Source organism: Flintibacter sp., assembly GCF_046973065.1.
The window spans coordinates 20292-32168 of sequence record NZ_JBKVXZ010000015.1 but is presented as its reverse complement, the minus strand read 5'-3'; the positions used below and the strand labels follow the sequence as shown (position 1 = coordinate 32168).

The window sequence follows — 11877 nt, the reverse complement described above, 5'->3', positions numbered from 1 at the left end:
GAGATGAAGCTGTTGAGACACGCTTCCTCCCGCAGAGCATCTTCCAGATCTGCCATCTTCAGGAGCAGCTTCCGCTCCGGCTCATCCAGCAGACGGGTGAGCTGCCTGTAGGTCCGTTCGATTTTCCTGTCCAGATACTCCGCCCTCCGGGATGTTGTCTCGAACCTGTAGCAGAGGGCTTTCATATAATCACGCATCGTGAGTCGCCTCCTATCAGCGACACACAATACCATGACCTGACCTCAATAGCCATCCCAACCCGGCAGAGTTATCAATTTGTTAGCAAATTCAAAGCGGCACCCGGAAAATCGGGTGCCGCCGTTTTTTACTGGGTCTCCTGCTTGCCCATATTCCGCCTGATCCATTCCCGGAGTTCATCCTTGGGGATCACGATGCGGGTGCCGATCCTCAGTGCGGGAAAGCCCTCGGACCGGGCCAATTCATAAGCTCCGGCACGGGAAATTCCCAGCGCCGCTGCCATCTCAGGAACCGAAAGCATCAGCGGCAGCTCTTCGTAAGATTTGAATATTTCTTTTTTCACTGAATATCCTTTCTCCTCTCCTGCCGTGGGAGAGGTTTTTATTTGTTATACTTCGTCTTGTTGATACACTTCCTCACCATCTGGTGGAGGGGGTGCCCTACAATCAATGGGGTCTGAGATAAATTGCGGACGATTACCACCCCTTCATGGTCATGCCGCCCCAGGTTTGCGTTTGCTCTTCTTCATGGTCGTCAGGCTGATGCCCCAGGGCGATCCGCATCTCCTGGAGTTCCTGCATTCGCTTGCGGTCAATGTGCAGCCTGGGCTGTGCAGGCACAGCAGGTGCGTTATCCCGGAAGATATTGCTCATGTGGTAGAGCAGGCGGGACACTGTCAGCAGCAGTTCTGGACGCTGCCACTGCTCTTGGCGTTCCAGAACATACCGAGCATAGGGATGACCATACGCATTCGCCATCCGGAAGCAGTTCCAGGCTGTTTCTTCGTCTTTTGGAATGCCGTTGCCGGTGAGGTACAGCTTTCCCAGCAGGTAGCTGGCCCAAGGGTGATTCCGGTCAGCTGCGTGGCGGAGATATTCCGCTGCTTTGACTGCGTTCTTTTGCACGGACGTGCCCGTCAGGTATTCCTTGCCCAGACGATAGGCGGCATCGGCATTCCCTTTTTGAGCCGCTCTCTCCAACCATTGGATTCCATTATCAGTATCATGAACCTCCGGATCATCAGAGAGATATAGCTTGCCAAGTGCGTACTGGGCTTCGGGTAGATTTCGCTTTGCCGCCAGTTCCAGCCAGTAGACGGCTTGTTCCGCGTCCGGCAGCAGCAGACCGCCGTCCCGGTACAGCAATCCCAGGAAGTACTGGGCGTGGACGTCGCCGTACTCCGCCAGCCGCTCCAAATCCTCCACCGCCTCATCCCGTTGATCCAGCGGCAGCTTGTTGTCTTCGATCCTGGCCCGCAGCCGCAGGCACTCATAGGAGACTTCCAGATTGTCCACCCACTCACCTCGCTCTTCCCTCTTCTCATCCTCGAAAGTAATTTTGCCCAGGCGGATATTCTCTGCCTCCCGGATAACCGCATTCCGGATGGCCCGGAACTCCTTCTGCTTTGACAGTGGCGGACGCTGCTGTTTCTTCCCCGAGTAGAACTCGTTCACCTGACACTGAAGCTCCCACCATTTCTGATAGCACTCGTTGACAATGGGGATTTGCTCCAGCTGATCCACGATCTCATCTACCTGCCGCTTCATGGGCCTTGGAAGGTACCCGTAGGATCTCTTTCCTTTAACCTCACCCAGCTGCTGGGACAGCCTCCAGATCATCTGCTCGGCCTGGGTGTGCTCACAGACCGTCTCCTGCATCTGCCGGGACAGTTCCAGCATGACTTTTCGAGTTTCACGAACCAGTTCATCCCGGGAGACAGACTTTTGCTCATAGACATGGAGCAGTTCCTGTTGGAAGATATCGTTGGTGAGTTGAGACCTGATCTGGCGGATGCCATCCCGGGCCAGATGGGCCTGTCCCGGTTTCACCGACCAGGCCATCATGTGGACGTGTGGATGATGACCTTCATTGTGGAACGCTGCATACCACCGGAAGTCTTGAGGCGGTATGTGCATGGCTGCCGCGATGTCGTTGCGGTGCGCACGGATCAGTGCCCGCCACGCCTGTGCGTTGTTGTAACCGAGACGCTCTGCGTCCTCCCGGTGCAGGGAGAGGATGTGCATCCAGACATTTCCGGTGTAGTGCTCCAGCTCTGACATGGCTTCACCCAGATCCACATGTTCCGCGTCACTGAACAAGCCATGGTCACCCAGGCGCTCGGCGCGAGGACGTGTTGCGATGTACTTCATGTAGCCATCCGTCTGCTGCACCTCCTTCCAGTGCTCCTCTAGCGCCAGCGCGATGAGCGACGAGGCGTTGGCCTTTGTAGGCTTCTGCACGTAATCCTCGTACTCCAGCAGTTCTTTCACATCCGGGAAGTCTTTCGTCAGCTTTGTAATGAGCTGCTCCTGCTTGCGGGTTGGCGGACGATCATCCGGGATGATCTCCACCCGTTCCCGTGTCGCAATGTACCTCATGTAACCGTCTGCACCCTGACTACCTCCGCACTTGATATACGGACTCTTGACGATCAGTCTTGCCATTCATCATCACCGTCCCGCTGCTCCTGCGCACGCTTTGCCATCTGCTCCAGCTGTAGATGGCCGTTGAGCTTCTTCACGCGAGCGGCACTCTCCGCACGTTTCTTCCGGAGATACGCTTCGTCCAGATGAACGCAGTCTACGAGAACACTCATGCCCGTATCCAGTGTCACCGCTTGTTTGTAGAGCAGGGACGACATCCTGTTCTCCAGCTGATCCAATCTGCCGTCCAGATAGGACTGCACCGAGGCTGGCAGGAACATGCCGGCGTTGTTGGCACTGAGATAGTCCAGATAGAAGTTGATGGCATTCTCGATAAATCCGGTGAGACTGCGGCTGCCGTCTTCCGTATAGCGCCGCTCCAACCGTGCCTTCATGTCAGGCGTCAGGTAGAGGGCAAATTTTTCTTTTTGGCTCATAAAGGCCTCCTTTCTTCGGGTTGACCCCTGGTTTTTTCTTGCGGGCGTAAGCGCTGCGGGATAACGACCGCAGAATTTCATTTCTCTGCTGTTTTTGACCCCATTTTCGAGGCCGCCGAACCCCCCGTAACTGCCCGCACTGCGGGCAGTTGTGCCAAGTGAAAGCTGGGGGTGTGACCCTGGCTCTTTATCCAGCTTTTTCTTTCGTCCTCCGCAGAGCCTCAAAACCGGCCCAAATCCGTCCGAAATTCCCGGGAGGGGCTGGGACCCTGCCGGGTCCCAAGCCGCTCCACACAGGGCCTCACAGGGGCACACGGGCTTATCCTTGTTATCCTTCGTCTTGTTGATACACTTCCCCACCATCTCTTGCGGTGGAGTTCCTGCCTGCACGATGCCCCGCAGTGGGAAGCGCAGGCAGCGGCAGGATGTAGTAGTGGTTGTTACCCTGGAGCCACTTACCATTCCTTGCACACCGTGAAGTCTTGACCTTTCGGATGAATCCGCGATCCACCAACTGCTTGACCGCGTCTCGTGCAGCGTTTTCTGAACAGTTGCAGTGCAGTGCGATGGTCTTGATGCTGGGCCAGCACAGATCTTTCTGTCCGGCGCAGCAGACCAGGTAGCTATACACCGCCAGTGGGATCGGTTTCAGGTCATAGTAAAAGATGGCATTGCTCATTTGATAGAATCGTTCACCGAGAATTGGCATAGAGTACCTCCGTGTTCTTTTCAAAATTCAGAGAACAACATCTTGCGTTCCGGAAGCCTCTCTGTTAGACTGTTTGCAGATGGAGTCTGCGTTTTTCGGAACGCGGCGCGCCGCCGGACTGTTGCAGCAGTTTCGGCGGCTTTCCTTTTGCTGCGGTATCTCCCGTTCTTCATTCCTCCTTCCACCACATTTCAGCTCCCTGCTATACGCATCACTGCTCCGCGGTTTCATCGGCGCAAGCGCTCGGCCGCTTCGCTTCGTCGGCAGGGATCTTTCACCGTTGCGCACCTGATTAAAATATTATATACTATCGGGTGCAACAGGATTGTACCATGTTCCGGAGGCGATCCGCAATCACCCCGGAACATATCAGGTACATTTCAAAAATCCGATCGGGTATGCAGAGGTATGAGTATGTTACACAGTGTGACCGGTGACGCAGTCGATCTGTTTGCGGTAGAGTTCACTTCCAGAGAATGTATGCTGGGCGGTCGATCTTATCCGCTTGGATTCTTTGCCGCGGAAGCGTTGGACAGGATCCCGGACATGGTGGAGCTCCAGCCATCCGTTGCCAGCATGAAGGAAGCGCTGGAGGTGTTTCTGACCGCCAGGGATGCGTCCAGCGCAGGGATGGCATATGAGGCTATCGGCGTTCTTTGGCGGAAACTGATGACGCTTCCGGTATATGAACGGCTGATTCGAGATGAGCATCGGGCCCAGGCGGTCATCCCGGATTGGCGAAGTTCACCGGAAGCTATGGACGAGATCCTGACATCGGGGACAGACCGTCATACCGCGTTCCGGCAGTGGCTCTCCCGGCTGGAGACGCTGGAGCGGGAACTGAAGCACTTTGCGCAGAACATTGGCTGGATGCTGGAGGACTACTTCGAAGAACTACCATCCCGCAAGCGGGAAGCATATGCGGAGGCATTTGCCCATTACTGCACGGATATAAGCGGTGCGATCCAGGATTGGGAGGAATACGGCGAGGAGCCGCTGATGTTTGATCTGGATACGCTGGAGTATGCGCATCCCGTCAATCTCACGTTTGTCTGCAGCCGGGATTCCGAGACAGGCCTGCCCTGCATTGCGGAGAGGATGACCTTTGAGAAGCTGAGCAGTTTTCTCTATGTGGATCTTTACAGGGGAATGGCCGCCGGAAACCTGCCCCGGCGCTGCGCCCACTGCGGACGGTGGTTTTTGACCGTCGGCGGCTACAACACTATGTACTGCGACCGGGAAATTCCCGGCAGCAACGGCAAGACCTGTCGTATAATCGGTGCCCACGAACGGGAGAAAGCGGCAAATCAGAGCAGTGAAGCCAGGAAGGAATACTCCCGCATTTACAATAAACTGAAGGCGCGCAAGCAGAGGGGGACCATCTCCACGGACCAGTGGAACCGACAGGTCGCCGCCGCTCAGCGGCTGAAGGACGCCTTTGCGGAAGGCAGGATCGACAAAGAAGAGTATGTCCAGCAACTGGACGCGCTGTAAGGCAGAAAATATCCGGGACAAGGAAATCCCATAATTGGGAATCTTTTCCCTAAAATAGAGGAAAGAGATGAATTAGGCCCTCTGCTGACTTAGGCGGCAGAGGGCCTGTTATGTGTCTCCGGACAACCTAAAAAATTCTACGCTGTCATCTTCCCCTGATGGCGAGCTTGAGATAGGTCATTGCGTCATTCTCATAGATGTTGTACATACTTAGAACGCGGGATCTGGCGCAAGTCTCTCTATACTGTAATTGGAGTTATCGGTGGGCGCAGAGGTGCCTGTGCCAGAGCAGGCACAAGATGTATGACAGCTCACATCTTGCCGCTGTTGACGCAGTTTCTATACTTGCAGGGGCAATAACAGTCAGCACGGTTTTATTCCCCATACTTATAGCTGGTTCTTCCACTGCTTATTCCACAAACAGCGCAAAGATGTAGTCATCTGCTGATCACTACTGCTCCGGTATCGCCCAAGGGGGGGTGGTGCCATCCTCCAGGGAATTGCTCTCCTGCATCCGCCAATATTAATGCCAGCTCTGTCTAGGTTGCGAACATAGGTGTTGCCCCGCAGGATGCGGCTGTATTCCTCAGTATACTAATCCACCATGATGAGAGGTCCTGTGGCAAAGGTGGTGTTCTGCGCAACCACCGTCCCGTCATGGGCGCAAGGGCCGCCCTAGAGAATGAAGGCTCTGCACAGACTCATAATTGTACCAGTTTCCGTAGCCTGCATAGAGGACCAGGTTATTCTCCACTAGAATAGTGCGGAAGATATGGTCCTTCCGCACTTCCTCAGCCCAGTTGCAGAGGAAGGCTTGGTACGGTATTCAATAAGCTTGCCCAGAGATGGTGGAGTTTTCAATAGTGGGAAAATTCTGAAACACTTCAATGGTAATTCCTTCCTGGAAGGAGTAGTGGACATAGTTGTTCCGGGCTGTGGTACCGCTGCTGTTGAAGGTCATGTCGCCGTTACTGAACTTAATATTCTAGATTCTGGATGACGCTGCTCAGTCCAGTGGAGATGCCGTTGTAGCTACCGCTGGTAAAGGTCTCAGGGAAAATGAGAGAGGGCTGGTCCTGCAAATGACTGAGGCCGGCCTCCGGTTGGGCGCCGGCTCCCGCTGCCTCCACTGTGGAGGCAATCCACTCCTCCGGGAAATGGTCATCCTGCGTACCGGGGTTCCCATGCAGAGCACGAATCCGGCTGCCGCCCAAATAAACGCGCCAGGCCCTGGCGTGGTCCAGCAGGACAGGAAGGTGAGAATTTTTCAACATACACCTCCCCAGTATTCAGAAAAATGATTTAAATTAGAATACCACAGGTTTTAAATCCTTGTAATAAGCAAATATTCACAAAAAATCGTTTAATAAATCATATAAAACATAGAAGTTATGATTTTTTGATTATAAATATTGATTATTAAATCATTTCGTGGTAATTTTGGAGAGAAATCAAAACGTGGGACCCAGGCGGCCTCGTCGAAAGGATGAGATCATATTGCTTACAACACTGCAGGAAGTTCTGAAGATCGCGGAGGATACTGGAACGGCAATCCCCGCCTTCAATATTGACAATTTGGAAGGGCCGGAAGCCCTCGTGGAAGCAGGGGAGGCAGAAAATTGCCCCTTGATTCTCACGGTAGGACAGGGCGCAATCAACGCCGGACAGCTCTGGTATCTGGCGGATATTGTAAAGCGGCTGGCCAGTCAGACCAAGATTCCCCTGGTGCTGCATCTGGATCATGGGGTCAGTTATGAACAAACGGTTCTGTGTCTGAGAGCTGGATTTACATCTGTTATGTATGACGGTTCCCACCATCCTTTTGAAGAGAATGTGCGGGAAAGTCAGGCGGTTGTGCGGAGCGCGCATGCCGTAGGCGTTTCTGTGGAGTGCGAATTGGGCGCGATTTCCGGTGTAGAGGATGGAATATCCCATAAAAATGTCAATTTGGTAGATCTTCAAGAAGTAGAGCAGTTTATTGCCGTTGTGGATTGTGACGCCCTGGCTGTGGGGATCGGCAATGCGCATGGGATGTACCAGGGAACGCCGAATCTTGATTTTGACCGGCTGGCGGCCTGCCGCGCGCTGGGGACACCTCCCCTGGTGCTGCACGGTGGCTCCGGAACGCCGGATGACATGATCCGCAAGGCGATTCAGCTGGGGATTCGGAAGGTGAACGTGGCAACAGAACTGCGGATGGCATTTATGGAGGGTCTGGAAGCTACGGTCGGTCAGCGTGATTTCTATGGCATGTACCGGCAGGCAAAGACAAATATGTACGAGCTGGCCCGGAAAAAGATCCGCCTGTTTCAGGGCAAATAAGCGGGACATAAAAGTCCAAAAAACAGGCGGACTGTATCCGTGCTTCTTGCGGAATGCACAAAAGTAAAGCTGAAATCCTGTTAAATAATCATATTTACAACTGGAAATGACTGTGATAACATTCAAACGATCAATAAATGTTCATTTTTTGATTTAAATGTGATTAGTAATCATTCATTGCTTTTGCACAGGATGGAGGGCACCGCATGAAAGTCCTTTGCGTAGGAGAGATGATGGTGGACCTGCTGGTTCACCCCGTTGGCCCGGTTGCTTTTGACAATGACGCAAGTCAGGTGGAGGAAATCGCAATCAGAAGCGGCGGAGATGCCAACAACAACGCCATTGATTTGGCCAAGCTTGGAAACGAGGTCTATTATGTGGGCCGGGCCGGATGTGACGTTCTGGCGGATTATGTGCTTGATATTGCCAGAAAGTCCGGCGTCTGTGTGGACTATGTAAAACGGTCTTCCGCCACTGAGCAGACAAAGTCACTGATTCTGATTGATCCGTCGGGCAACCGCAAATTTTTGCAGTATCCCGGGACAAGCGCTGAATTCAGCCTGGACGATGTGGATCTGAGCCTGCTGGATCATGTGGATCTGCTTCAGATCGGAGGAACGTTCCACCTTCCGCGGTTTGATGGCGACGGTGCCGCAGAGCTGCTGCGGACAGCGCGGGAAAAGGGTGTGATCACCTGCATGGATGTGACAAAGGACAGGACAGGCCGGTGGGATCAGATTATCCATCCCTGTTACCGTTACCTGGACTATTTTCTGCCGTCCATCGAACAGGCGGAGTGCATCGCCGGAACCAGCGATGAACAGAAAATTGCCGACTATTTCTTGGAACAAGGCGTAGGCACTGTGGTCATCAAGCTGGGGACCAGGGGATGTTACTGCAAAGATGGAAAGACCGCGTTTTATTGCGGATGCTATCAGGTTCCGGTAGCCGAGACCACCGGCGCGGGAGACGCTTTTGTGGCCGGGTTCCTCACTGCACTGGGCCGCCAAAAGGGGCTGGAGGACTGTGTCCGCTTTGCAACGGCCACATCTGCCCACGCGGTGCAAGCCTTTGGCGCCACCACGGGTGTGCCTGATTATGACACGGTGGAGCGATTCATTCAAAGCCGCCCCGCTTTATCGATCCGGTATGTTTGAGGTTGCTGTCGTCCTTCCATGGACGTTGGTGATACACAATGCGACTTTTTATGATGAAAGGGAGTACCATTATGAGACACACTTGCAAAAAGCTGTTTGCCATGTTGCTGGCAAGCGCCATGTCCCTGTCCCTGCTGACGGCCTGCGGCTCCGATGATTCCGCCCAGACTGACACCAGCACGGAGAGCGACCAGACAGAAGAAACGACAACCCTGGATTATCCCACCAAGGATATTACCGTGGTCGTGCCTTACGGTGCAGGCGGTACCACCGATCTGTGCGTCCGTGGCGTGCTGGATGCAGTTCCTGACGACGTGATTTCCACCAATTTCATGGTCTCCAACGTGACGGGCGGTTCCGGCCTGGTGGGTGCTACGCAGTTCACCAATGCTGCAGCTGACGGCTATACAATCGGCGTGCTCAACTGCGACCTGGTGCTCAACAATGTTATGGGGAATACGGACATCACGTATGACCAGTTTGCGCCTCTGGCCTGCATTGAGAATGACCCCTATCTGTTTGTGGTCAGCAAGGATGCCCCTTATCAGACCTTTGAGGAGTTTGTGGAATATGCCAAGGCCAATCCCGGCACAGTGACCGTGGCTGATACCGGAAGCGGCGCCGCGCCCCATCTGGCCTATCTGGCTCTGGTGCAGGATCTGGGTCTGGATCTGAAGACGGTTGCCTATGACTCTGCCGCCGACAGCGTCGTGGCCGTGGTAAGCGGCGAAGTTCAGGCCGCCATTACCGCCTCCGGCGCGGCTGTGGGGCAGATGGACGGCGGCAATATTGTGCCCCTGGCTGTAACCTCCAATGAGCGCCTGAGCACCTATCCCGATGTCCCCGCCATGGGCGAGCTGTATGAGGAACTGGCCGACATGCAGGTGAACAGCTGGATCATGCTGGCTGTAAGCGCCGACACGGACCCCGCCATCGTATCGTTCCTGCAGGAGGCCTTTGCTCCCGCTGCTGTTTCTGATGCATATAGAGCGACACAGGAAGGCTTCTTCTTCCAGCCTGTTGAGGAGATGAGTAATGAAGACATGCTGAGCTTTGTTGCCAGCCAGCAGGATTACTACACCTCTTTGATCGGTTAAGCCCCATTTGAAAGGGGGAGCCCTTGCGTTCGATGCGTGCGGGCTCCCCTTTTTTAGGAGGAATTACATTTGAAAAAGTATAATATTGGGATCTCTATTGTTCTGATTCTCATGTCAGTTGCCATGTTCCTCAGTGCTTCGAAAATGCCGTCAGTAGACGGGGGCATGGGTGCGGGAACCTGGCCAAAGGTTCTGGCGGTCTGCATGATCCTGTTGGCCGTCCTCCTGCTGATCCAGAGCCTTACAGACCGCACCCAGAAAAAAGCGCCCTTTACGATGGGCCCCGGGCTCAAGCGAGTTCTGACCGGCATCGCCATTATGCTGGTATTCTGCGTCATACTGAATTTTTTCGGATTCATGATTGCCTCTGCCTTTATGATTCCCGCTATTATGATCTTGATGGGTGAAAGACGGCCATTCATGCTGATTGGTGTTACAGTAGGCGTGCTGGTGTTCATCTATGTGGTGTTTGCCATTTTGCTGAACTTGCCTCTCCCCAGCGGCAGTGTGCTGTAATGAAAGGAGGAACGACAGATGGAAAATTTATTGGCCGCACTGACATATGTGTTGCAGCCGTATCACATTGGCGTAGTCTTCTTCGGCACCCTGATAGGAATTCTGGTGGGCGCCATGCCCGGCCTGTCCTCCATCATGGGCCTGAGCATCATGATGCCGCTGACCCTGTCTCTGGACGGAAACGCCGGTATGCTGATGCTTCTGGGCGTTTTCTGCGGTGCCATTTATGGCGGATCCATTACGGCAATTCTGATTAAAACACCCGGTACCGCAAACTCTGCCGCCACAGTATTGGACGGGTATCCCATGGCCACAAAACTGCACCAGCCGGGACGCGCCATCAGTATTTCCACCATGGCATCCACATTCGGCGGCCTGTTCAGCGCGGTGATGCTGCTGTGGACGGCGCCGCTGCTCAGCAAGTTCGCCCTGAAATTCGGCGCTGCGGAATATTTCGCTCTGGCAATGTTCGGCCTGAGCATGGTCACCAGCATTTCTTCCAAGAATGTGATCAAGGGGCTGATTGGCGCTGTGCTGGGCTTGATGATGGCGACGATCGGCATGAATTCCCTGACAGGGTCGGCTCGATTCACCTTTGGATCTGTTTACCTGATGGGCGGCATCGCCATGGTCCCCACTCTGATTGCCCTCTATGCGTTCTCCCAGGGACTGAGCAATATTGAAGATGGCGGCGGAAACGGCAAACCCACCTCCAAAGCGAAACTGGAGAGGATTCTGCCCACCTGGTCGGATATTAAGGCGACCTTTCCCACCATCCTTCGTTCCAGCATCATTGGTACGATAATTGGAGCGATTCCCGGAACCGGCGGCGACATTGCTTCCTGGGTTGGATATAACGAGGCAAAGCGCTGGTCCAAGCATCCGGAAAAGTTCGGAGAGGGTGTTCCGGAGGGCATTGCTGCTCCTGAAGCGGCCAACAACGCAATTTCCGGCGGTGCCTTGATTCCCCTGCTGACGCTTGGCATTCCCGGTGACGCTGGCACGGCTGTCATGCTCAGCGCCCTGATGATGCAGGGTGTGGTTCCGGGGCCCACGCTGTTCACGGATCAGACCGGCACGGTTTATACGATTATCGTGGGGCTCTTCCTGGCCAATATCTGCATGTGCGTGCTGGGTTACGGAGCCATTCGGGGCTTTGCCAAAATTGGAAATGTCTCCAATACCTATCTTACTCCCATTGTGTTTGTCTTCTGCGTTGTGGGTACCTTTGCGCTGAACAACAACATCCTGGATATTTTCATGATGATGATTTTCGGCGTTGTGGCGTATTTCCTGATCAAGTGCGATTTTCCCATGCCTCCCATTATCCTTGGCCTGATTTTGGGTAATCTGGCGGAGAAGAATCTGCAGCGGGCCCTGACCATTTCGGATGGCAGCTGGTCGATCTTCTTTACGCGTCCCATTTCCCTTGTGCTCATTATTATTTCTGTGATTTCCCTGCTGTGGCCCATCGTCAGCCCTCTGCTCCGTAAAAAACGTGAGAAGAATGTCTGAATCGCTCAT

The 11877-nt window shown here is 54.0% G+C and carries 13 protein-coding genes; 6 read left to right on the top strand and 7 right to left on the bottom strand.

Going from position 1 to position 11877, the window contains the following annotated elements; translation table 11 throughout:
• The 5 genes from ACLTXB_RS07515 to ACLTXB_RS07495 all read right to left on the bottom strand — a co-directional run.
• Positions 1–197: hypothetical protein (locus ACLTXB_RS07515; RefSeq protein WP_428226550.1), on the bottom strand; the 197-nt coding region annotated here is incomplete at its 3' end.
• Between the two features lie 128 nt (positions 198–325).
• Positions 326–499 carry a helix-turn-helix domain-containing protein gene (locus tag ACLTXB_RS07510; protein WP_428226549.1) on the bottom strand — a complete coding sequence of 58 codons (174 nt, stop codon included), beginning with the start codon at positions 497–499 and terminating at the stop codon, positions 326–328.
• A 175-nt stretch (positions 500–674) separates the two neighbouring features.
• Positions 675–2642 carry a MobP3 family relaxase gene (gene mobP3, locus ACLTXB_RS07505; protein ID WP_412260225.1) on the bottom strand — a complete coding sequence of 656 codons (1968 nt, stop codon included), beginning with the start codon at positions 2640–2642 and terminating at the stop codon, positions 675–677.
• Entirely contained in the window at positions 2630–3058 is a 429-nt protein-coding gene (locus tag ACLTXB_RS07500; protein WP_317336444.1) for a hypothetical protein, read from the bottom strand. Before ACLTXB_RS07500 ends, mobP3 begins: the two co-directional genes overlap by 13 nt.
• 328 nt (positions 3059–3386) lie before the next feature.
• A complete protein-coding gene (locus tag ACLTXB_RS07495; protein ID WP_317336443.1) occupies positions 3387–3767 on the bottom strand; it encodes a helix-turn-helix domain-containing protein in 381 nt (126 codons plus the stop codon).
• 414 nt (positions 3768–4181) lie between these two features.
• Between ACLTXB_RS07495 and ACLTXB_RS07490 the strand changes: the two genes are divergently transcribed.
• Positions 4182–5261 (top strand): DUF6076 domain-containing protein, encoded by a 1080-nt coding sequence (locus ACLTXB_RS07490; protein WP_317336442.1) that lies wholly within the window; start codon positions 4182–4184, stop codon positions 5259–5261.
• Positions 5262–6087: 826 nt separating this feature from the next.
• On the opposite strand, the gene ACLTXB_RS07485 is transcribed toward ACLTXB_RS07490, so the two are convergent.
• Together ACLTXB_RS07485 and ACLTXB_RS07480 are read right to left on the bottom strand one after the other, a co-directional pair.
• The gene (locus ACLTXB_RS07485; RefSeq protein ID WP_428226548.1) at positions 6088–6222 is read right to left on the bottom strand and encodes a hypothetical protein; all 135 of its coding nucleotides are present in this window, start codon (positions 6220–6222) and stop codon (positions 6088–6090) included.
• Between the two features lie 16 nt (positions 6223–6238).
• A complete protein-coding gene (locus ACLTXB_RS07480; protein WP_317336441.1) occupies positions 6239–6532 on the bottom strand; it encodes a hypothetical protein in 294 nt (97 codons plus the stop codon).
• A 226-nt stretch (positions 6533–6758) separates the two neighbouring features.
• Here ACLTXB_RS07480 and ACLTXB_RS07475 point away from each other — a divergent pair, with 226 nt between their 5' ends.
• The 5 genes from ACLTXB_RS07475 (at position 6759) to ACLTXB_RS07455 (ending at position 11868) form a co-directional block, all read left to right on the top strand.
• The gene (locus ACLTXB_RS07475; RefSeq protein WP_412260222.1) at positions 6759–7583 is read left to right on the top strand and encodes a class II fructose-bisphosphate aldolase; all 825 of its coding nucleotides are present in this window, start codon (positions 6759–6761) and stop codon (positions 7581–7583) included.
• A gap of 206 nt (positions 7584–7789) precedes the next feature.
• Positions 7790–8740, top strand: a complete 951-nt coding sequence (locus ACLTXB_RS07470) for a carbohydrate kinase family protein (protein ID WP_317336439.1) — start codon at positions 7790–7792, stop codon at positions 8738–8740.
• A 71-nt stretch (positions 8741–8811) separates the two neighbouring features.
• Complete coding sequence (locus tag ACLTXB_RS07465) at positions 8812–9837, top strand: tripartite tricarboxylate transporter substrate binding protein (RefSeq protein ID WP_412260219.1); 1026 nt, start codon at positions 8812–8814, stop codon at positions 9835–9837.
• 69 nt (positions 9838–9906) lie between these two features.
• Entirely contained in the window at positions 9907–10353 is a 447-nt protein-coding gene (locus ACLTXB_RS07460; RefSeq protein ID WP_290528818.1) for a tripartite tricarboxylate transporter TctB family protein, read from the top strand.
• Between the two features lie 18 nt (positions 10354–10371).
• Positions 10372–11868, top strand: a complete 1497-nt coding sequence (locus tag ACLTXB_RS07455) for a tripartite tricarboxylate transporter permease (RefSeq protein WP_317335808.1) — start codon at positions 10372–10374, stop codon at positions 11866–11868.
• The last annotated feature ends 9 nt before the right edge of the window (positions 11869–11877 follow it).